The sequence below is a fragment of the Nitrospirota bacterium genome (assembly GCA_040754395.1).
In the GTDB taxonomy this organism is placed as follows: Bacteria; Nitrospirota; Thermodesulfovibrionia; order Thermodesulfovibrionales; family SM23-35; genus JBFMCL01.
The window spans coordinates 1-22001 of record JBFMCL010000031.1 but is presented as its reverse complement, the minus strand read 5'-3'; the positions used below and the strand labels follow the sequence as shown (position 1 = coordinate 22001).

General features: G+C 45.3%; 24 protein-coding genes. 12 read left to right on the top strand and 12 right to left on the bottom strand.

The features are described from left to right. Positions 1–11 precede the first annotated feature (11 nt). Genes thpR through alaS form a run of 6 tightly spaced genes read left to right on the top strand, consistent with a single transcriptional unit; the run spans position 12 to position 6249 of the window. Entirely contained in the window at positions 12–581 is a 570-nt protein-coding gene (thpR, locus tag AB1552_13015; GenBank protein ID MEW6054687.1) for an RNA 2',3'-cyclic phosphodiesterase, read from the top strand. Positions 582–629: 48 nt separating this feature from the next. After that, the gene (gene recA, locus AB1552_13010) at positions 630–1628 is read left to right on the top strand and encodes a recombinase RecA (GenBank protein MEW6054686.1); all 999 of its coding nucleotides are present in this window, start codon (positions 630–632) and stop codon (positions 1626–1628) included. Between the two features lie 2 nt (positions 1629–1630). After that, positions 1631–2803 (top strand): PilT/PilU family type 4a pilus ATPase, encoded by a 1173-nt coding sequence (locus tag AB1552_13005; protein MEW6054685.1) that lies wholly within the window; start codon positions 1631–1633, stop codon positions 2801–2803. After that, positions 2784–3257 (top strand): regulatory protein RecX, encoded by a 474-nt coding sequence (locus tag AB1552_13000; protein ID MEW6054684.1) that lies wholly within the window; start codon positions 2784–2786, stop codon positions 3255–3257. The genes AB1552_13005 and AB1552_13000 overlap by 20 nt, the downstream gene beginning before the upstream one ends. Next, a complete protein-coding gene (locus tag AB1552_12995; protein ID MEW6054683.1) occupies positions 3254–3574 on the top strand; it encodes a hypothetical protein in 321 nt (106 codons plus the stop codon). Before AB1552_13000 ends, AB1552_12995 begins: the two co-directional genes overlap by 4 nt. Positions 3575–3609: 35 nt before the next feature. Next, entirely contained in the window at positions 3610–6249 is a 2640-nt protein-coding gene (alaS, locus tag AB1552_12990; GenBank protein MEW6054682.1) for an alanine--tRNA ligase, read from the top strand. Positions 6250–6305: 56 nt separating this feature from the next. Here the strand turns inward: alaS and AB1552_12985 are convergent, their stop codons facing one another. The 8 genes from AB1552_12985 to AB1552_12950 all read right to left on the bottom strand — a co-directional run bounded on the left by AB1552_12985 (position 6306) and on the right by AB1552_12950 (position 12132). Beyond that, positions 6306–6911, bottom strand: a complete 606-nt coding sequence (locus AB1552_12985; protein MEW6054681.1) for an ABC-type transport auxiliary lipoprotein family protein — start codon at positions 6909–6911, stop codon at positions 6306–6308. Between the two features lies 1 nt (position 6912). Continuing rightward, positions 6913–7863, bottom strand: coding sequence for an MlaD family protein (locus AB1552_12980; protein MEW6054680.1), 951 nt, complete (start codon positions 7861–7863; stop codon positions 6913–6915). A 5-nt stretch (positions 7864–7868) separates the two neighbouring features. Further along, on the bottom strand, positions 7869–8654 hold the full coding sequence (locus tag AB1552_12975; protein ID MEW6054679.1) for an ATP-binding cassette domain-containing protein: 786 nt from the start codon (positions 8652–8654) through the stop codon (positions 7869–7871). Positions 8655–8700: 46 nt separating this feature from the next. After that, positions 8701–9507, bottom strand: coding sequence for an ABC transporter permease (locus AB1552_12970; GenBank protein MEW6054678.1), 807 nt, complete (start codon positions 9505–9507; stop codon positions 8701–8703). Continuing rightward, complete coding sequence (locus AB1552_12965) at positions 9491–9820, bottom strand: STAS domain-containing protein (protein ID MEW6054677.1); 330 nt, start codon at positions 9818–9820, stop codon at positions 9491–9493. The genes AB1552_12970 and AB1552_12965 overlap by 17 nt, the downstream gene beginning before the upstream one ends. Continuing rightward, positions 9817–10236 (bottom strand): ATP-binding protein, encoded by a 420-nt coding sequence (locus AB1552_12960; GenBank protein MEW6054676.1) that lies wholly within the window; start codon positions 10234–10236, stop codon positions 9817–9819. The genes AB1552_12965 and AB1552_12960 overlap by 4 nt, the downstream gene beginning before the upstream one ends. A 21-nt stretch (positions 10237–10257) precedes the next feature. Beyond that, on the bottom strand, positions 10258–11565 hold the full coding sequence (locus AB1552_12955; GenBank protein MEW6054675.1) for a GAF domain-containing SpoIIE family protein phosphatase: 1308 nt from the start codon (positions 11563–11565) through the stop codon (positions 10258–10260). A gap of 84 nt (positions 11566–11649) precedes the next feature. Continuing rightward, positions 11650–12132 carry an HD domain-containing phosphohydrolase gene (locus tag AB1552_12950; GenBank protein ID MEW6054674.1) on the bottom strand — a complete coding sequence of 161 codons (483 nt, stop codon included), beginning with the start codon at positions 12130–12132 and terminating at the stop codon, positions 11650–11652. 172 nt (positions 12133–12304) lie between these two features. Between AB1552_12950 and AB1552_12945 the strand changes: the two genes are divergently transcribed. Continuing rightward, positions 12305–13216, top strand: coding sequence for a M28 family peptidase (locus AB1552_12945; GenBank protein MEW6054673.1), 912 nt, complete (start codon positions 12305–12307; stop codon positions 13214–13216). A 27-nt stretch (positions 13217–13243) separates the two neighbouring features. Continuing rightward, complete coding sequence (locus tag AB1552_12940; GenBank protein ID MEW6054672.1) at positions 13244–13483, top strand: hypothetical protein; 240 nt, start codon at positions 13244–13246, stop codon at positions 13481–13483. A 5-nt stretch (positions 13484–13488) separates the two neighbouring features. Here AB1552_12940 and AB1552_12935 read toward each other — a convergent pair whose 3' ends face one another. The 3 genes from AB1552_12935 to AB1552_12925 are packed head-to-tail and all read right to left on the bottom strand — an operon-like array spanning position 13489 to position 15383. After that, the gene (locus AB1552_12935) at positions 13489–14088 is read right to left on the bottom strand and encodes a DUF882 domain-containing protein (protein MEW6054671.1); all 600 of its coding nucleotides are present in this window, start codon (positions 14086–14088) and stop codon (positions 13489–13491) included. Further along, complete coding sequence (locus tag AB1552_12930; GenBank protein ID MEW6054670.1) at positions 14085–14942, bottom strand: L,D-transpeptidase family protein; 858 nt, start codon at positions 14940–14942, stop codon at positions 14085–14087. The genes AB1552_12935 and AB1552_12930 overlap by 4 nt, the downstream gene beginning before the upstream one ends. 6 nt (positions 14943–14948) lie before the next feature. Then, positions 14949–15383, bottom strand: coding sequence for a DUF296 domain-containing protein (locus AB1552_12925; protein MEW6054669.1), 435 nt, complete (start codon positions 15381–15383; stop codon positions 14949–14951). A 222-nt stretch (positions 15384–15605) separates the two neighbouring features. Here AB1552_12925 and AB1552_12920 point away from each other — a divergent pair, with 222 nt between their 5' ends. The 3 genes from AB1552_12920 (at position 15606) to AB1552_12910 (ending at position 19683) form a co-directional block, all read left to right on the top strand. Continuing rightward, the gene (locus AB1552_12920) at positions 15606–16277 is read left to right on the top strand and encodes an OmpA family protein (protein MEW6054668.1); all 672 of its coding nucleotides are present in this window, start codon (positions 15606–15608) and stop codon (positions 16275–16277) included. Between the two features lie 117 nt (positions 16278–16394). Further along, on the top strand, positions 16395–18188 hold the full coding sequence (locus AB1552_12915; protein ID MEW6054667.1) for a M3 family oligoendopeptidase: 1794 nt from the start codon (positions 16395–16397) through the stop codon (positions 18186–18188). A gap of 199 nt (positions 18189–18387) precedes the next feature. Then, positions 18388–19683, top strand: a complete 1296-nt coding sequence (locus AB1552_12910; protein MEW6054666.1) for a TolC family protein — start codon at positions 18388–18390, stop codon at positions 19681–19683. 22 nt (positions 19684–19705) lie between these two features. Here AB1552_12910 and AB1552_12905 read toward each other — a convergent pair whose 3' ends face one another. Beyond that, the gene (locus AB1552_12905) at positions 19706–21331 is read right to left on the bottom strand and encodes an NADP-dependent glyceraldehyde-3-phosphate dehydrogenase (protein ID MEW6054665.1); all 1626 of its coding nucleotides are present in this window, start codon (positions 21329–21331) and stop codon (positions 19706–19708) included. A 194-nt stretch (positions 21332–21525) separates the two neighbouring features. Here AB1552_12905 and AB1552_12900 point away from each other — a divergent pair, with 194 nt between their 5' ends. Further along, positions 21526–21837, top strand: coding sequence for a BON domain-containing protein (locus AB1552_12900; GenBank protein ID MEW6054664.1), 312 nt, complete (start codon positions 21526–21528; stop codon positions 21835–21837). The last annotated feature ends 164 nt before the right edge of the window (positions 21838–22001 follow it).

Below are 22001 nucleotides of genomic sequence, written 5' to 3'. Positions count from 1 at the left end.
TTGAAATGAATTTGCGGTGTTTTATTGCAATAGGAATTCCGGAACAGGTAAGAAAAGAGATAGGAGCGTTCCTTGAGGTGCTGAAAAAGCATGACGCTGACGTCAAGTGGGTACTCCCTGCAAACCTCCACCTCACACTCAAGTTTCTCGGCACTACCCCTGATATTCTTCTCCCCCGGATAAAAGAATCCCTTAAAAGCATTGTTTCAACATATAATCCCTTTTGTATTAAAATACACAGTACAGGAGCGTTCCCGAATAAAAGATATCCCAGGGTAATATGGACCGGCATTGAAGATACGGAAATACTGAAAAGGCTCGTCAATGACATTGATCACTGTATGTCACTTATCGGTTATAAGAGAGAGGGCAGGGAATATACGCCGCATTTGACGCTCGGAAGGGTTCGTGCACAGAGGGGCATCATCAATGTTCTGAGCGAACTTGACAATTACCGCAATAAGGAATTCGGTACATTTTCCGTGGAAAGCGTTATACTTATGAAAAGTGAGTTGAAACCAAAAGGAGCTGAATACAGTTCTCTTGCTGATATCAGTCTCGGAATGAGTAACCATTTATAAAACTACTAACCGCTCGTCAATACGGGTTGCAGACAAAACGGAGGAGATATGACGAATAAAGATAAGACCAGGGCAATCGAGATGGCTATTTCCCAGATCGAAAAGAGTTTCGGCAAAGGCTCAATCATGAAGCTCGGGGCTGAAGGGATTGCCGAGGGCATTCAGGTAATCCCCACAGGGTCCCTTGCCCTCGATATCGCAACAGGCATCGGAGGTTTTCCGAGAGGAAGGGTTGTAGAAATATTCGGGCCTGAATCTTCAGGAAAAACAACACTTGCCTTGGGTGCCATTGCACAGGCTCAGGCAGCCGGAGGATCTGCAGCGTTTATTGATGCAGAGCATGCACTTGATGTGAGCTATGCCCAGAAGCTCGGGGTCAGAATAGAAGACCTTCTCATCTCGCAGCCCGATACCGGGGAACAAGCACTCGAAGTCGCTGAGGTCCTTGTCAGAAGCGGAGCTCTGGATGTGATTGCGATCGATTCAGTTGCCGCGCTCGTTCCAAAGGCCGAGATAGAGGGAGATATGGGAGATTCACTGCCGGGACTTCAGGCAAGACTTATGAGTCAGGCGTTGAGAAAACTGACCGCAGCGATATCAAAGTCTCTCACAACTGTAATATTCATAAACCAGATACGAATGAAGATCGGGGTCATGTTCGGAAGCCCTGAAACAACAACAGGCGGAAACGCGCTGAAATTCTATTCCTCAATGAGGCTCGATATCAGGAGAATAGAAAATATCAAGGAAAATCAGGAGACGATAGGCGGCCGTGTGAGGGTAAAAGTGGTAAAGAACAAGGTTGCTCCTCCTTTCAAGCAGGCTGAATTCGATATCTATTTCAATGAGGGAATTTCAAGGGTTGGAGAAATAGTCGATCTCGGTGTCGAGAAGGGAATAATAGAGAAATCAGGCTCCTGGTACAGTTATGTAAGCAATAAAATCGGCCAGGGAAGAGAAAATTCCAAGGAATTTCTTAGAAATAATCTTGAAGTCTGCAATGAGATAGAAAACAAGATCATTGAGGCATTCAATTTAAGGAGGTAGCTATGGATATCAATGAACTTTTGCGACATGCAACCTCTCTTCGTGCATCAGACGTTCATATCAAAGTTGGCTCTCCGCCTATTCTGAGGATATACGGAGAACTCACACCGCTCACCACAGAAAAAAAGCTGAGTCATGAGGACGCAATGAAGATTGCATTATCGGTCATGACCCCTGGGCAGACAGAGGTATTCAAGAGAAAAAATGATATCGACCTGGCTTACAGCGTGCCTGGTCTCGGGAGGTTCAGATGCAATATCTTTATGCAGAGGGGCACAGTGGGTCTTGTTTTCAGGGTCATTCCCATGAGAATTCCGACTATCGATGAACTGCATCTTCCCGAAGTAATTAAAAAAATTGCGATGGAACAGAGGGGTCTTGTCCTTGTTACGGGAACTACCGGAAGTGGAAAGTCAACAACTCTCGCGGCGATGATTGATCTCATAAACGGCAACCGCACCGAACATATCATGACGATCGAAGATCCCATTGAATACCTTCACAGGGACAAGAAGAGCATAGTCAATCAGAGAGAAATAGGCAGCGATACGGAATCATTCAGCAAGGCGCTGCGTCAGGCACTGAGACAGGATCCGGACATTATACTTGTGGGTGAAATGCGTGACTTCGAGACAATACAGACCTCTCTCGTTGCGGCAGAAACAGGCCATCTGGTGCTCAGTACGCTCCATACAATAGATGCGGCAGAAACGATTAACAGGATTATTGCGGTATTTCCTCCCTATCAGCATAAACAGGTACGAATGCAGCTCTCTTCAGTACTGAAAGGCATCATTTCCATGAGACTTATGCCGATGGCCGACGGAAAAGGAAGGGTTCCGGCTGTAGAAGTCCTTATCGCAACAACCACTATCAAAGACTGCATTCTTGACCCGGATAAAACAAAGATTATTCCGGATGTGATCGAACAGGGGACTCTCCATTACGGGATGCAGACATTTGACCAGTCTCTTATCGTTCTTTACAAGCAGGGATTGATAACCTATGAAGAGGCGTTGAGAAGGGCCACAAAACCAGATGACTTTGTACTTAAGGTAAAAGGCATACATTCAACGAGTGAGCTTACCCTTGAAGAGCAGATCGCTATCAGGCCTGTCATGACTCCCGAAAAGGAAGATAAGGGCAAGATGAAAATTGAAAGATTCTCAAAATAAGGCAAGACAGTACGCGTTGAAATTGCTTGGCTACAGGGGAAGGAGTGCACAGGAAATGCAGGAACGGCTTGAAAAAAGAGGGTTTCCAATCTCTGTTGTCTCTTCCACAATGAAGTACCTTATCGGAAAAGGGTTTATCGATGATCTGGTTCTTGCAGAAACACTCAAGACCGATGCCCTGAGTTCGAGGATGCTGAGCAGGAACGGGGCAAGACAATATCTTCTGAGGAGGGGAATCAGGCGCGATATCGTTGACCGTGTATTTCATGAAGATAACCACAGCGATTTTGACAATGCCCGCAGGCTGGTTCATAAGAGACTCAGGGTCCTCAGGGGCTGTTCAGAAATGACCGCAAAACGTCGTCTGTATAACTTTCTGTTGAGAAGGGGATATTCTTCAGATACAATAGTACAGGTTTTTAAAGACATTGCCTTCGAGGAGGAAAAGTCATGAAAAAAATGCTTTTTGCAATTCTTGTTTTGTTGCTGTCCGCGCAGCTTGCGTGCACACAGGCCGTCCGCTACACAGAAGAAGAGATTAGGAACTATCCGCAGAACATACAGGACCATATACGGAAGGGAGAGATCAATCTGGGAATGTCCAAGGAACAGGTACGCTATGCATGGGGATCTCCCGATACCATTAAGTTCCTTGACTCCTTTGAAGAGAAAACAAGAGAAGAATGGATTTATACGCAGATGGGAACTCTCGGGGTAATTGGGACAAAGCTTCTTTTCTTTTATGACGGAAAACTGCTGTATATCAAGTAACCGATGCAGGAATAAAATGGAATTGCTGTAAGCAAATGAATAGTTCAGAAATAAGAAAGGCTTTTTGGGATTACTTTCAATCACAAAACCACAGGCTTATCCCCAGTTCTCCGCTCATCCCCCGGCATGACCCTACTCTTCTTTTTGTCAATGCAGGGATGGTCCAGTTTAAATCGGTTTTTCTCGGAGAAGAGCACAGGGATTATACCAGGGCCGTATCATGTCAGAAATGCATGAGGGCAGGCGGGAAACACAGTGACATTGAAAACGTCGGTCATACCGCAAGACATCACACTTTCTTCGAGATGCTCGGCAATTTCTCCTTTGGTGATTATTTCAAGAGGGAAGCTATGATCTTTGCATGGGAACTTCTGACGGACTGGTTCGGATTACCGAAGGAAAAACTTTACGTATCAGTCTTTGAAGAAGATGATGAAGCTGCCAGGCTCTGGTCAGAGGTTACCGGGATAGCTGAAGAAAAAATAGTGCGTTTAGGCGCAAAGGACAACTTCTGGCAAATGGGCGATACCGGACCATGCGGACCTTGTTCGGAGATAATCATTGATCAGGGCGAAGCGCTTGGGTGCGGAAAACCCGATTGCGGAGTCGGGTGCGACTGTGACAGATACCTCGAATTGTGGAACCTCGTATTCATGCAGTTTAACCGTGACGATAACGGCTCACTTGTTCCGCTTCCCAAGCCAAGCATCGATACAGGAATGGGACTCGAAAGAATAACGTCTGTTTTGCAAAGAAAAAAGACGAATTTCGATACAGACGTCTTTTCACCCGTGATATCAGCCATTGAAGCATTATCGGGTGTCAAATACGGGCAGGAAACTGCAAGCGACACTTCCATGAAGGTTATCGCTGACCATATTCGTGCAACGGCATTCCTTCTTTCCGAGGGCCTGATCCCATCCAATGAAGGCAGAGGGTATGTATTGAGACGGATTATGCGAAGGGCATCGCGCCATGCCAAATTGCTCGGAGTAGAGGGTGCTTTTTTGTACCGTCTCATAGATGCTGTTGCAGATACTATGGGCAACGTGTATCCGGAACTCATTCATGAGAGGGAGCGAGCTGCAAAACTTGTCCTGTTTGAGGAAGAACGTTTCTCCCGTACGCTCGAACAGGGAATGAGAATGCTCGATGACATCATGAATTCCGTGATAAAATCCGGCAGTACCATTATCCCGGGGGACGAACTTTTCAGGCTCTATGACACCTTTGGGTTTCCTCTTGATCTTGCCAGAGACATTGCGATGGATAAAGAATTGACTATTGATGAATATGGCTTCCATCAGGAAATGGATCTGCAGAAAGAAAGGGCAAGGGCTTCATGGGTTGGCGAGGATGAGGCTGTGGCCTCCATTTACCGGGAACTTCAGTCCGAAATTGGCGCAACAGCCTTTGAGGGGCATGATACTCTGGAAATGGAGTCAACGGTTAAGGCAATCCTCAGGGATGGAAAGATAATCAGAGAGGTGTCTGCAGGTGATGTTGCAGAAGTGCTACTCGACAGGACACCATTCTATGGAGAGTCAGGCGGACAGACCGGAGATGTCGGAATCCTGACAAGCAAAGATTCCCGTGCTGCTGTCCTGAATACAAAAAGAGAAATGGGTCTTCACGTCCAAATCGTGAAAGTGGAAACCGGGCGCCTCAGAGTCTGGGATACGGTGAGATGTGCAGTTGACAGTGAGAAAAGATATGCCACCGCACGCAACCATACCGCAACCCACATTCTTCACGCCGCCCTCCGCAGCGTCGTTGGAGACCATGTGAAACAGGCGGGTTCCTATGTATCACCGGAAAGACTGCGTTTTGACTTCTCCCATTTCCATCAGATTGCTCATAGAGATATTGAAACGATTGAAGACATTGTCAATAAAAGGATACTCGAGAATATTCAGGTTGAGACAGAAATCCAGGAAATCAGCGATGCACTCAAGTCCGGGGTCATTGCACTGTTCGGGGAAAAATACGGAGAAAAAGTCCGTGTGATCAGAGTGCCCGGTGTCAGCGCGGAACTCTGTGGCGGCACCCATTGCAGATCTACGGGAGAAATCGGTCTGTTTGTAATCCTTTCTGAGGGAAGCGTCGCGTCGGGCATACGACGCATTGAGGCGCTCACCGGCAAGCCAGCCTTCGTTTATCTGAGGGAGAGAAAACGTGACATCGAAACCATGAAAGCCATGCTAAAAACGGACAGTCCTCTGGAAAGGATAGACAAACTCCTCAGTGACACAAAATTGATGGAAAAGGAAATTCAGAAGCTGAAAACAGGGGCAGGTTCTTCAAGGGATGCAGTGAATTCTGCACTGCAAAATGCCAGCATTCACAACGGCGTAAAAATCGTCAGGATACGCCAGGATGGGCTCACGCAGAACGAACTTCGCATGCTTGCTGATACTGTCAGAGACCGTCTGCAATCCGGGATTATCATTGTTGCATCTGTCGCTGACAGTCAGGCATCATTCGTTTGCATGGTAACAAAAGACCTTGCTGGAAAATATGATGCAGGCACAATTATGAAGGATATGTCCAGAATTGCAGGAGGAAGAGGCGGAGGCAAGCCCGAAATGGCTCAGGGAGGGACCAGAGATCTGGACAAGTTCGAAGAAGCACTGGCGTCATTGCATGCTATTGTGAAGGAATCGTCTGCATCATAAGAATACGGGTTCCCCGCATTCCTGCGGCAGACATCATTGTCGTTAAATACCCTCAGTCAGTTACTCAAAACACCGGCAATATCATCGATTACCCCATCAATGGAATCAGAAAGCGCTTTGCTTAATCCCATGGCAAGGCTCAGAAATGACTTGTCAGCGAGACGAACATGTCCTGCCATGGTTCCATAGTATATCTCCCTGTTGTCCGGAGAGGTCATTTTTATTTCTAACAGAAGGTCTCCGAATGATCCGTCAGCATCATCAAACCGTTCGAACTTTTTCATTTTTATCTCAAGTGCATAAAACCCTTCCGGAACCACGCTGGAAGCTCTCACTTCATGAAAATATCCTGACAGGAAAAGCTTTTCCCTGAATAATTCCCTTACCATGTCACCCGGTGGAGCCTCCCATTTTGAGTACCGCGAAATTTCAAGCTGATAAGGTGACGTGCGATAGGCGATGTATGGCTGGGAGAGATACCTCGGGACATCGACTAAAATTGCAACGGATCGTTCCGCAGGTGGATTCGATGTGAATCCCCTCTCTTTCACTCTCTCTTTTTTTGCTGAAGTATCGACATATATACTGTAAATTTTCGTAACCGGCATGGTACACGCTGCAATCAGGAAGACTGACAAAATGACAACAAAAAATCGCTGCATCTCACTCACCTCTTTTTTCCTTGTAAATGATGCTCCATGGCTTGTGCTTTATTTCCCGGAGAAGTTCCTGCAGTTCTTCTGTAGTGCTTGTCATCGTATTGATGAGATTTTCGATATTCCTTGACTGGTAATCGATAACACGGTCAAGTGATTTCGAGGTCTTATCCACAGACTTTGCCGTTGATTCAAAGCTCCTGATCATCTCGCCAGCTTTCTCGACATCTTCTCTGGCTTTTCTGATCAATCCGGAAACATCGCCTTTATTGACTTTCACAATTTCCTCTATTTCGCCCAGCACGCTTGCAAGTTTGTCGGTTGTTGTCTTGAGGCTTGCAGCAACCTTATCGAGGTTTGTCGATCCTGAAACTATTGCGGTATTTGTGTTGCCGATGAGAGTCTCGATGCCTTTCAGATTCTTGTCACTGAAGATTTTGTCCACATCCTTTATCAGAGCATCAACTGAATGGGAAAGGCTGTCGATTCTTGCCATGAGTACATCGAACTGGACCTTTTCTTCAGAAGGAATGACTTCACCGACCGAGATCTTTTCGTTTTCTGTGTTTTCAACAGCGAGAAGAAGGTATATGTCACCGACAAACCCAACCTGAGATATCAGCGCCCTGGTTCCTTTGTACAGTACCGTGCCGGGTTTCAGACCGATCTGTATGGATACCGCTTCCCCGGGCTGATCGGGTGCCGTAATTTTTAATACCCTGCCAACCCTGACTCCCCCCAGCCTGACCTGCGCACCGGTTTCAAGCCCGGCTGCGTTCATTACCTTCACATAGTAAACGTCGGATTTCTCAAAGAACTGTCCTCCGCCAATCATAATAATGATTCCGCTGAGTATCAGAAGAGACGATATGATTACTATTCCGGCCTTGATTTCTTCTTTCAATGCGCTGCCTTTTGCATTGGCATCATGCTTTTTTCCTGCAAAGCAGGTGAACAAGTGGGTTATTCGCCTGCAATGATGTTGAAATAGTCTTCTGGAACATATGTGCCGGTCTCCGGTTTTCTCTCGAGAAACATTCTTATCCTGGGGTGATCCGACATCTTCAGCTCATCGAGAGATCCTGAAAATATCACTTCTCCGGCATCCAGCATGATAACATAATCTGCGATCGTGAATACACTTGGCAGTTCATGAGTGACTACGACTATAGTCATTTTAAACACATTCTTAAGACTTACGATAAGGTCATCAAGCCCTGCCGCGGTGATAGGATCCAGCCCTGCAGACGGCTCATCAAAAAACAGCAGTTCAGGATCAAGTGCGATTGCCCTTGCCAGTCCTGCCCTTTTTTTCATCCCTCCCGACAACTGAGAAGGATAGAACCCTTCAAAACCCGACAGACCGACGAGATCCAGCTTCATGCGAACCATAATCCCTATGGTTGATTCTTTAATCCTGGTATGCTCCCTCACGGGAAGCGCGATATTGTCCAGCAAATTGAGGGAATTGAGCAGTGCCGCACCCTGAAACAGTATTCCCATTTTCTTCCGCACCTCATTCATTGATTCTTCATCCAGCTGCGTAATGTCTGTTCCCTGTATGAGAATACTCCCGCTGGCAGGTTTCAGCAGACCGATCAGGTGCTTAAGGAGTGTGCTTTTGCCGCATCCGCTTCCCCCGAGTATGACCGTCGTCATGTTTTTCGGTATGACAAAGGAGATTCTTTTCAGGATCTCCCGCTCTCCATAATAGGAAGAAAGCTTGGTCACTTCTATTGCATTTTCCATCTTACTCCTGCATGTGTCAGCACATCATCGGAAAAAAACGATGCCGTTATGTGAAATAATAAAAAAGTGCCGTAAAAAACAGGTCAAATACGATTACCAGAAAAATGGACGCAACAACTGCTGCTGTTGTCCTCCTTCCGACCTCCTCTGCCCCTCCGGTCACCTTGAATCCCTGGTATGATCCGACAATAGTAATCAGTATGCCAAACGCCCATGCTTTGACCAGTCCGGTCATTACATCCTTTACTAGCAGTGCATTGACAGTTTGCTGGAAATAACTTGCAGGATGTATTTCCAGAACCGAGACAGAAAGAATGAACCCTCCGAGCATACCGATGATATCGGAAAAAATTGTGAGGGCAGGAACCATTATCATGAGCGCGATGAGCTTCGGGACGACAATGAATCTGACAGGATTTATACCCATGCTGATAAGCGCATCGATTTCTTCAGCCGCTTTCATGGATCCGATCTCCGCAGCAAAAGCCGAACCACTCCTGCCTGATACGATAATGGCCGTGATTATAGGTCCGAGTTCTCTCGTTATTGATACCCCTATAAGATTGGCGACATAGATCAGCGCTCCTACCTTTTTCAGCTGGTAGGCTGACTGAAACGCAAGGATTATTCCGATAAACAATGAAATTACGGCAACTATGGGCACAGAGTTGTATCCTGCCTTTACCATCTCCGATACGGCCGCACGGAATCGGACGGGCCTTCCCCTGAGAGGAGAAATAACCGCCCAGTAAAAAATATCGTTAATGATCTTCGATGCATCGTGGACTTCCTTAAGAAAGGGTTTTGCTTTTTTGCCGGCAAAGCTGCACAGGGTTTCAGCTATTGATGGCATCGTCAATATTCCCGTATATCTCAAAAACCCTGTCCAGCTTCGAAAAACTGAATATCTCCATAATCCCCTGAGGTATCCCGAAAAACCGGAGTCTGCCGCCGTAATTCTTCATGGATTTAAGTCCCTCAACAAAGGTGGCAATGCCTGAACTGTCTATGTACGATACCTGCCTGAAATCAATAAGCATATTTGATATTCTCTGACCGATGAGGTTCATCATCTGTTCCCTGAGTTCAGGCGACGAATACATATCTATTTCTCCAGATATTGCGACCACTTTTCCACCCCTGCAGTCTCCGATATGAATGTTCATTTTTCCCCTTTCAGGTATTTCACAAGAATCAGACGGTTGCCGATCTTTTTCTTTTCGTCGAACGCAAGGACATCAAAAACTCTTTTTATCAGATGTATGCCGAGTCCTCCGGGCCGTATGGTATTCAGGTTCCTGCCTTTTAATACGTCCTCGTGCGCTCTGACCCCGTTATCCTCTATGGCAACCCTGAATGCCTTCCGGGTTATTCTGTATTTTATAACAATCTTTCTTGAAACGTCCCCCCTGTATGCATGCTTGATAACATTTGTGCATGCCTCATCCACAGCGAGTTTTATGTCCTCGGTGGTATTTTCATCAATCCCGCATAATTCTCCCATTTTTCCTGTCACAGCTCTGATTACTGCAAGGTATCTGGGATGTGACGGCACGGTAATGACCGCGGAATCTCTCATCATATCATCCTGCATTCATAGGCGTTATCCATGCTGTGCTCCTTCATACCCATACCCAACCTCTACAATAGTCAGGTCATCGGATATTTCAACAGACTTCGAAAAATCTCTGACATAATCAGCAATTTTTTGGGGAAGATGACCCTCACGCACATGATCTTTCACAAACTTCACAAGGTTACCAAATCCGATCATGTGTCCCTTTTTATTCCTTGCCTCAAAGACCCCGTCGGTAAGCAGAATAATCCTGTCACCCCTTGAGAGGGTAACACGTTCAGAAAGGTATTTTTCAGGAATGATTCCTAAAGGGGGACCTGAATCGACAGATAACGCCTCAACGTTATTTCCGGTAATCCACAGGCATGGAGGGTGTCCCGCCACCGAAATATCAAGTATGCCAGCAAACGCATCAATAATCAGATACGTTGCGGTCAGAAACATTCCTCGGGGTGCCCGTGAAAACAGGAGATTCAGGCGGTTCATCACCGCATCAGGAGTTTTTTCTGCGCCGGCAGCATACCGGAAGTCACTTATTATCTTTGCCATAAACAGTGCAGCGGTTACTCCTTTCCCCGAGACATCACCGATAAATACCCCCATTCTGTGTCCTGAAAGGTCAAGGTAATCGTAAAGGTCTCCTCCAACCTGTTTTGCAGGGATGTTCACAGCAGAAACCGTGATAAGTGCTTTTGAGAAAGACGGAGAGTCAGGGAGAAAGCTTTTCTGCAATGATGACGCAATCTCGAGTTCCTGTTTCAGCCTTTCCCTTTCAATGGCATCTTTGTAAAAAAACGCATTCTCTATCGCGATTGCAAAATGCCTGATGAGTATCTGCAATACTTCGAGGTCATACTCCTTTTTTTTCGGGTTGATGATTTCTGCAACTCCTATGAGACCTCTCCTGCCTATAAGGGGTGCAGCGATGATGCTCTTCGTTACGAATCCTGTTATGTTGTCAGCTTCCTGAAAGAACCTCCTGTCCTTTCTCACGTCTCCGATAATAAGAATCTCTCTTTTTTCTGCAACCCATCCCGCAATCCCCTGGCCGAGGTCAAGCGTGATTTTTTTCTTCAATATTTCTGACGTTGCTTTTTCCCGGCATAGGGCTACTTCAAACTCGAGTTTTTTTGTCTCCTTGTTGTACAGAAGAATCGAACAGGCTTCAGCGTTCATGACACCTTTGGCCTTCTCCATGACGATGGTCAGGAGTTCATCGAGATCAAATGTGGAAGATATTATTGCGGATATCTCAGAAAGTATTTTGAGGGCATCAACTTTTTTTTTGAGTACTTTTAATGTTTCCGAATCCTTCAGGTATACTTTTTTTGCCATAGTCTATTGGATAACAGATTTTTTTGAAGATTTCAAGAAAAATAAGGGTTAGCCTGAAAAAGTATCCTTCGAGGGAAAAAACTCCTACGCAATCATCTTCAGGAACGCATCGACGACAACAGGGTCAAAGTGTTTTCCCCTGTTCTCATTGATATATCCCTGTGCCTTTTCATTTGACCACGCTTTACGGTACGGGCGGTCAGACCTGAGTGCATCCCACACATCGACTACCGCGAATATTCGGGCCTCAAGCGGTATATGCTCACCCCGCAGCCCTCTTGGATATCCGGTGCCATCCCATCTCTCATGGTGGCAGTAAGGAATATTCAGAGCCTGACGCAGAAAGAATATCTGAGACAGCATGTTATAGGCATAGACGGGGTGCTTGCACATTATCTGAAACTCTTCGGAGGCATTATCGATCGCTATGGCGCCCTGAGCAGCAAGAACCTCAAAAAATTCCAGCCATTCCGGATCAGGGAAAAGCTGCGAACGGTGGAATACTTCGAGGACACTTTTTACCTGACCTTTTGCAATCAGCGGGACGGCATGATGTGCAACAAACACTTCCCCTGACAGCATTTGAGAACGGACACAAGGGTCAATTGTATTTTAGAATAAAGCTAATGCTAATTGTCAACAGTCATTTTCCCTTGTTAAGTGATGATTTCATAGAGCTAAAGTGATAGAATTAATCGGTACGTTCATTTGTTATACTTCAGGATATCAAAATGTTATTATGAATAATACGATTCCCCAGATATTAATGAATGTCAGCAGGGAAAGACTTCAATGGTATGTGAAAAAAATCGAAGGATTGCGTCATGGCTCGGAAAATTACCATTCCCTCGAGAAAAAAGCAGTATTCATTGAAGATACGCTGCGTTCACTGAACCTGAAAGTAGAAAATCAGCAGTTCATTTTTCATGGCAGGTCTTACCGTAATATCGTCGCTTTTCATCAAGGTATTGACGAACAATCGGCTCTCACCCTTATAGGTGCACATTATGACGCTGCCTGGGGCAGTCCCGGCGCGGATGACAATGCAAGCGGTGTAGCGGTATTGCTCGAAGCAGCAAATGTTATTTTTAATCTTACGCTAAACAATAGCATACAGTTTGTCGCATTTTCCCTTGAAGAACCCCAGCTGCAGACCATACAATTCCTCATTGGAAGCGATCATTTCGCCCGCCAGGCACGTAAATCAAAAATAAGGTACAGGGCTATCCTGATCCTTGAATCGGTCGGGTATACTGATGAAACAGAAGGCAGCCAGTTTGTTCCTTTGTTTGTAAGAATTCCCGTGCCAAAAACGGCAAATTTTCTCGGAGTTATAGCGAACAGCAAATCAAAAATGATAATGCGTGATTTTTGCGGCATATCGCGAGAATTCGTTCCCGATCTGCCTATCGTCCCATATAAAGTTCCTCTTTCCGGACGCATTGTCCCTGAAAGCCGCTTCAGCGATCATGCATCTTTCTGGGATTACGGGTATCCTGCTCTCATGTTGACTGATACCGCGATGTTCAGAAACCCGCATTACCACACTTCGCACGACCGGTCTGATACGCTTGATTTCGATTTCTTGTCCAATGTGACGAAAGCGGTGATCAGTTTCATGCTGAGAAATGATATGCCAGATCGCACATGATTATCTAATCGCAAAAGGTGTACTGCAATGGACGAAAGCAGAATTGAGGTAATCGCGTATGCAGGCCGTCGCGATGCGGAAACTCCCCGCGCTTTTTTTCTGAACAATGAGCGAATTGAAGTGACACGTATTACCGACATGTGGATCGAGGAAGGTGTCCATGACAGGATACGAAAGCGCTGCTTCAAGGTCCTCGGAAGTGACGGCTTCCAGCACAGCATATACTTGAATGAAGAAACGAAAGAATGGTTTATAAGAAAGGCTTGAATTCTTTACCAGTATCTTACCCTGCCCACGTCGATATGGACAAATTCAGGATATTGCCCCACACCTCCTGCTTCGAATGATTTTGCGATTTGTGAAATGGTACTGGTGTGTATCCCTTCCAGGGTAAAGTCGATAGCCATGCCCTGCAGGTGAAGACTGTTCTTGCTTACATTCCGTCCCTGGCTTATCAGGAAATGATTATAAATGTCCGAGCGGTACCCTGATATTATCTGTATTGTTTTGTCATGACCTATTTTGTCTTTTATGCAACAGAGGAGGTCTAAAAGACCAATGTCGATTTCCTTTACTTCATCTGTGTAATGGCATCTGAGAAAATAATTTATCCTGCCAATGGCTTCAAGATCATAGACACCGTCTGAATAATACTGGATATTAAGACTTTCTCCCGTATGAATATTCTGCATGCTCAGCTTTTTTTCATCGGGAAATTTTCTTGATACGCTGCGTTCAGCGGCACCGGGTTTTTTGCCGAGCATAAGCGAGGCGACTTCTTCGAGAGCGTTCTTTGAAGCAAAAACATCGCTGCAACAGAGCATTGCCGAACCGGCAAACAATGCTCTGAAAAATTTCCTTCTCGTTATCATAAGGTTATATCTTCCGGAATACCCGATTTTTCTCTTACCACCATATCCACCTTCTGCCAGTCAACCTTTTCTTCGAGTCCTGCGTTGATGATCATTTGCTTTGCTTCAGCATCCAGGCTGACAATTTTTCTGTATATATCTCTGTTCACCTCAAGCAGTATCCTCTCGTCATTGGAAACAGCAACCTTAACTGTATTATATAGTATCTCACCTGATGTGCTTATCTCAACCCTATTAAAAAATTCTTCCATATCAGACGGCAAAACGCGTATGCAACCGTGACTTCTGTACTGATACACAGATGTCGGCCATATCGTCTCATGAATGAGGATTCCGGGCAATGATGTCTTCACAGAATACCTGCCCAAAGGATTATTCGGCCCTGGAGGCACAATATCCTTTACAACATCTCCTTTCATTTCCATCTCACGCTGTATCGACTTCGGGACATACCATGTCGGGTTTTTCTGTTTTAATACTATGGTAAATTTTCCTTCAGGAGTCATCCATGCAGGTTTGCCCAGGCCAACCGGAAAAGAATGTACAAGTTCACCTTCTATAAAATAGTATAAGGTCTTGTCAGGAATGTTTATGATGATGCCATTATCGATTTTTCTTGGTACTATCTTCCTGTTGTCAGCCCGTATTTCCTGCCCTATCCTGAGAGGTTTTCTTATATCTATTCCGTTATTTTTAACAATGCTTCTCCAGTTTACCCCTAATTTTGCCCCTATATGTTCAATCGTGTCACCTTTCACCACCTTGTAAACAATTTCTCCGCCGATTACCATATCCGCTTCCGCGAGAGACGGTATAACAACAAGGAGAAGGAGGAGCAAGCGTATTGTTTTCATGCTGGGCTACAGTTTCAAAAGAGACAATCCGGAAACAGGATCAAGTTCCCTTTTTGCATCGATGCCCTTAATCTCTACGATAAAGGCTTCAAGCACGAGAAAGGTTTCGGACGTCCCCCTCAGGCAGCCAACCTTTACCATTTCCTTTTTTCCAAATGCCCCGTGAAAATGTATCTTCGGTTCGTTGTCCTGCCAGAAAATCGTGCCAATCCCGACGACCTCATGGCTTTCCTCAATATTCTTCCATACCGGTTTTGGCGGCATCGTTTCTTCTTCCGGACCAACCACAATCCTTCCCTGTTTTATACCACCAAGGAGATACAACACCGCACTCCTTACATTCTCCTTTTTTGCGATGTTTATGAGAGTATCAAGAATATCTTCCTTGTCCTCGAACCTCGCAACGATTATCCTTCCCGCTGTGCCAATCTGGTATTTCATGCTCACCTCCTTTGAATGATTTTTTCATGGTACTCAAATCAAAAAAACTCTCGACATTGTTAAAATTCAGTAAGAGATATGATATAATTTTCGAAATAGCAGTTCAAGGATGTATTTTCTTATATAATTTCAATCCAAAAAGGGGGTGATATATGGTCCAGCATCTGAGGTTAGCATGTTGATTTTTCCGATATACTAATTTTTCCACAAGGAGGTGTAAACGTGACAACAATCCCCTTGAAAAGACTATTTGTCGTGATCTCTGTTTTATCATTACTGTTCCTGACTGGTTGTGCGGGAATGGAGTTTGCCCCGAAGAAGGGAATCTGGTATTATCCAAATGAATTGCCTGCGGCTGAGAGGGCTGTTGATACTGCGCAGAAGGCCGGAAAGGACAAACAGTGCCCTGTTGAATTTGCTGACGCAAAAAACAAGAAGGACAGCGCATATGAAACATTCTGGGCATGCCGGACAAAAGAGGCTATTGCAATGGCCAAGGACGCTACCAAAAAAGCAAATGCCCTTTGTCCTGCCAAGGCAGAGAGGGTTATCGACAGGTTTACCCTGACGATTAATTTTGACTTTGACAAGGCGGTCATAAGAAAATCCGATATGGCTCAGCTGAAAAAAGCGATTGATTTCATTAAAAAGTATCCGGGTGCCAGAATAAAACTGGAAGGCCATACCGATTCCACCGGAACTGAAAAATATAACCAGGGGCTTTCAGAGAGAAGAGCAGATGCCACAATGAAATATCTTATCGAGAAAGGAGGATTTGACGGTTCAAAAATAAGTACAATCGGTTACGGAGAGACTCAACCTGTTGCGTCAAACAAGACGCGCTCAGGCAGAGCGAAAAACAGAAGGGTTGAGATCCTTATTATGGGTGATTAGCATCACCTGTCATAACACAAAAAACTCCCCGCCTCAAAGCGGGGAGTTTTTTGTGTTCTTTTCATGTTTTTTGATCAGTTTTTACATTCATAATATTACCCTCGGAGCATATCAACTATGAAACATGTCGCCTGGAATCTTACCCATCTCTTTGACGGTGACGACGATCCTTCAATAGGAGCAAAGAGAAAAACGGTAAAAAGAAGAAGCTATGCATTCATAAATAAATGGAAAGCCCGTTCTGATTATCTCAGGTCCCCTTTGATACTGCACCAGGCGCTCGATGAATATGAAAGATGGAGAAGATTATACGGAGCAGATGGTGACGAGGGGTACTATTTCTGGCTTCGAACTTCCCAGGATCAGAATGATCCGAAGCTCAAGGCACGCTTCAATATTATCGAGCAGAACAGTAAAAAGATCGAAAACGATATACAGTTCTTCCATCTCCGGCTAGCCGGGATTCCTGAACGTTCCCAGAAGAAATTCCTCCGACATCCACGCCTCAGGCCATACAGGCATTTCCTTGAACGCATTTTCGCAGAGTCCAGATATCTTCTGAGCGAATCCGAAGAAAAGATTATGAACCTTAAAACACCTTCCTCATACTCAAATTGGGTCAAGATGACATCAGGTTTTCTTGTGAAGGAAGAACGGGAGATAGTCACCGAAAGCGGCAGCAAAAGCCGCAGGACTTTTTCCGAATTGATCAGCCTTATGAACAGCAGCGACAAGAAAACCAGGAATTCGGCAGCACGGGCATTCAACGACATCCTTGAGCGTCATGCTGATGTTGCTGAGGCAGAAATAAACGCTATCCTTGCTAACAAGAAAGTAGATGACGATCTTCGGGGCTTTTCTCGCCCCGATCTCTCCAGACATATGAGCGATGATATTGAAAGTGATATCGTAGATGCCCTTGTCAGAACTGTATCCGATAATTTCGACATCTCTTCGAGATATTACTCACTGAAGGCACGTCTTCTTAATGTCAGAAAGCTGCAATATCATGAAAGGAATGTGGAATACGGGAATATCAGCAGGAGATATTCTTACCGGGAATCCCTCAGGCTGCTCCTTTCGGTGTTCAGAAAGCTCGACATATCATTTGCGGATATCCTTGAGAGGTTCATACAGAACGGTCATTTCGATGTCTATCCGAGAAAGGGCAAGACAAGCGGAGCGTTCTGTGCTCATCACCTCATATCTCACCCTACATATATTCTCCTGAACCATACCGGCAGACTGAATGATGTTCTCACCCTTGCACATGAAATGGGTCACGGAATAAATAATGAATTGACCAGAGCCAGTCAGAATGCGCTGAACTTTGGAACGCCGATTTCAACAGCAGAAGTGGCAAGCACATTCATGGAAGATTTCGTGCTTCAGGAGATGCTGCGAAATGCGGATGATGAACTGAGACTATCGGTCATGATGATGAGACTTAATGACGAAGTATCAACGATATTCAGACAGATCGCCTGCTACTGTTTCGAACATGAACTGCATGCAGAATTCAGAGCGAAAGGATACCTTTCAAAGGAAGAAATAGGAAAGCTTTTTCAGAAAAATATGGCCGCATACATGGGGGATGCCGTTGAACAGTCTCCCGGTTCAGAAAACTGGTGGGTATACTGGGGACATATCAGGAGCTTCTTCTATGTCTATTCTTACGCAAGCGGACTCCTGATATCCAAATCACTCCAGAACTCTGTGAAGGAAATTCCCTCATTCATATCAAAGATAAAGGAATTTCTTTCAGCAGGCCTGTCTGATTCTCCGAGGAACATCTTCATGAATATCGGTATAGATATTTCTGATGAAAGGTTCTGGGGGAGAGGGATTGCTGAAGTTGAAAATCTGTTGCAGGAAACGACCGCACTGGCGAAAAACCTCGGCAAATTTTGATAACACGTATTATTCAACGATTTCCTTCAAACATCACATATAATTTGTTGAAGCAGCAGGAATCAATTCATTGCCCGGAATTCAATGATTTTGAGTCCGAACATGCATACTGAAAATCAAGTATAATAGTGAACGTAACAGTGAATACGCATTCACTGCTGCGTCTCATTCCATATCATGAAACCGAAAGGTCTACATCATGTTCAAACGGTCACTGTTCAGATCTTTTATTGCTGCAATATGTTTTTTCTGGATATACTCCGGTTTTTCAGCTGCAGAGACGCTCGAAGAAGCATGGAAAACCGCTCTCTCTGCGGACAAGCGCATAATCGCAAGCCGTAATTATACTGAAGCAAACCGGCTGAATCTCTCATCAGCCCTTGCCGTTCGCCTGCCCTCTCTCTCACTGGAAAGCGGATATTCTATACTGAACAATGACCCCGGGGCACTGTTTCATGTTCCGGGCAGCACCCCTCTGGAAATCCATACCGCTGAAGATAAAAGCCTTTCCTTCAGTGTTTCCATTACAGTTCCTCTTTTCTCGAGCGGCCGTATCACCAGCGGGATCGATACTGCCGCAGCCGTTTTGAATACTTCGGTACATGATGAAACAAAGACTTCTCTTGATGTGAAGCTTGATGTCGCTGAGGCGTATGTGAACGTGTTAAGGGCAAAAAGCCTTGTTGCAGTGGCAGAGGGAAACGTCGGGAGCCTCGAATCCCATGCAAAGGATGTTGCCAACTTTTATGATCAGGGTGTAGTGACAAAAAACGACCTTCTTGCTTCGCAGGTTGCACTTGCAGACGCCCGCCAGAGGCTGATACAGACGCTTAACACTCTCGATATTGCCTATGCTTCTTATAACAGGCTTATGGACCGCTCCCTCGACCATCGGGTCACCCTTGAGGACCTTTCTGCAGAGCATTTCAACCCGGATATCAATGAAATGACTTCGAAGGCCCTGCAGAACCGTCCCGAACTTTCATCTCTTGACGAACAGGTCAGGGCATTACAGCATCAGGCGTCAGGAATACGCGCTTCCTCCGGACCACAGATTGCCGTTTCCAGCACCTACAGCTATCAGCAGAATAAATACCAACTGTATGAAGATGTCTGGTCGGCCACGTTCGGCCTCACATGGAATATTTTCGACGGTGGAATATCGCGATATAATTCAGGGCACCTGCTGCAGAAGGCAGAAGCACTGAAAAACCTTCGTGCAAACACAGCTTCGATGATCAGCCTGTGGGTCAGGCAGGCATGCCTGGAGATCGATGTAACCCACAGGCGTATTGAGGTAAGCCGTGATGCCATGAAACAGTCAGAAGAAAACCTGAGAGTGGTGAAAGACCGATATCGTGAAGGTGTCGGTATCAATACCGAAGTTCTTGATGCCGAATCTCTCCGCATCAAAAGCTACAGCAACTTCTATAATGCCGTCTATGATGCCGTATTGGCAGCCCTGAGACTGAAGTATGTTACCGGAAATCTCTAAGTAACCCAATGGTATCGTGTACTTACGGGATAACGTCCGTCGAGAGAAAATTGGATCTTCGTTCTCTTACGATTCGCTGAAATATTGTTTTGTTTTTTGCTGTTTCCGTTGCAGCAACAATCGTCCGAACCGAGAATGCACGAAGGGCATCGGATACGGACAGAGTTCCTTCTCCCGAGTCCTTTCTTCCTGCAAACGGAAAAATGTCCGGACCGCGCTGGCATTTGCTGTTGATATTTACCCTGCATACCTGGTTAACCAGTACGTCAAGAAGTCTTCCGATAGTGTCCTGATTATTGCCGAATATGCTTACCTGCTGAGCATAGCTTGATTCAACGATATAATGTATGGGAACTTCGATGTCATCATAAGGAACAACAGGAACAACAGGGCCAAACTGCTCTTCACTGTACAGCCTCATATGTTTGTTTACAGGAAATACAAGAGCGGGATACATGAATGTATGGTTGACCTTTCCTCCGCATGGATTCAGTATCTGTGCGCCGTATGCCCTTGCATCCGTTATGAGTCTCGAAAGATATTCTGTTTTGCCGGTTACGGGAAGGGGTGTAATCATCACGTTTTCATGCCATGGCATGCCGATGCTGACATTCCCGATGGCTTCCGAAAATTTATCGAGAAACCGTCCTGCAATGTCATGATGAACAAATAATATCTTCAGCGCTGTGCATCTCTGACCGTTAAAGGAAAGGCTGCCTTCAATGCATTCGGGTATGGTTATGTCAAGATCGGCATCCGGCAGAATAATCGCGGGATTCTTCGCTTCAAGACCGAGAACAGCACGGAATCTGTGCGGTCTCGGATGTCCGCTTTTCAGGATATCTGCCACTCTGCTCGATCCGATATAAGCAAGCATGTCAATTTCTCCCGAAACAATGAGCGGTGTTATGACCTGGCTGCCTTCTCCGTACACGGTATTTACCACTCCGGGGGGAAAGGAATCTCTGAATGCCTTCAGCAGATGATAATGCAGGAGCACCCCAATTTTCGGCGGTTTGAAGATAACAGTATTTCCCGTGAGCAGCGCTGGTATGAGTGTTGTAAAGCTTTCATTCAGCGGATAATTGAACGGCCCCATGCAGAGCACTACACCGAGCGGGGCTCTCCGTATCTGACCGATGATTCCCTTCTCGATGACAAACTGTGAGGACGTTCTGTTAAGGAATTTCATCGCTTCGACGCTATTCGTAATATAGTCAACCGTCCTGTCAAACTCCCTTTCTGCCTCATGGAACGGTTTTCCTATTTCCCACATCAGCAGGGCAACTATCTCCTTTTTGCTACTCTTCATCCGTTTCAGGAAACCTTCCATATAATTTATGCGGTCATAGACGGGCAGCGCAGGCCAGAGTCCTCTTCCGTTGTTATACGCTATTTTTGCAGCCTCAAGTGCCTCTGCTGACTCATTTTCTGTCAAAATAGGATAACTGCCTAGCGTTATTTTCGATAGGCCAGATGATGTCACCAATGATATCGGCGAGAGAACTTCCTGCGTCTTACCCTCCCATACGCGCAATTCTCCGTTGATCAGATACTCTTTCTGACTTACAGATGATTTCAGGAAGAATTTCTCCGGAACATCTTCAATCTTAGGAAATATCGTTTCTATTCGTTCATCGAGCGTCACTGGAATACTCCAATACATCTTCATTATTATTCTTCCGTGCACGGAATATGCGCAAAAAAGAAAGTAGTATTCTATTACAGAAAGCGGATTTGCACAAGAGTGCAGCTTTCATGCTATATATGTAACCACCCTGATCTTGACAAGTTGAACGAATCGTGAAATCATTAAATACAAGAATTCTACAGGAGCGTATCTTGAGACGATTACTGTGCATATTTCTTGCGGTTTTCATTATGTGCACCACAGGATGTGCATCCCTGACAGGGAGAACAGCCGGTGAGATAGTAGACGATGCTTCCATTACGACAACTATCAATGCCCATATTGTCAGAGAACCGTCCCTTAATTACCTCAAGATCAATGTTGACTCGTTCAGGGGAAATGTCACACTTACAGGTGTTGTTCCGGACAGGGACGCAGAAAAAAGAATCATTGACATATCTACAGAAGTAAGTGGTGTGAAGTCGGTAAAGAGCAATCTACGTGTTGAACCATATCACAAATAAGCATGCTCTTCGTATAGTATCCAATTATTCATATTATGTCATTAGTGTCCGGTAAATATTTATAAATATCGGTCTGTTCTTTATACTTGTTGGAAAATAGTGGTGACCAAACCCTATACCAGCAAGGAGGAACAGACCATGAACAGAGTATACACGATATTCTC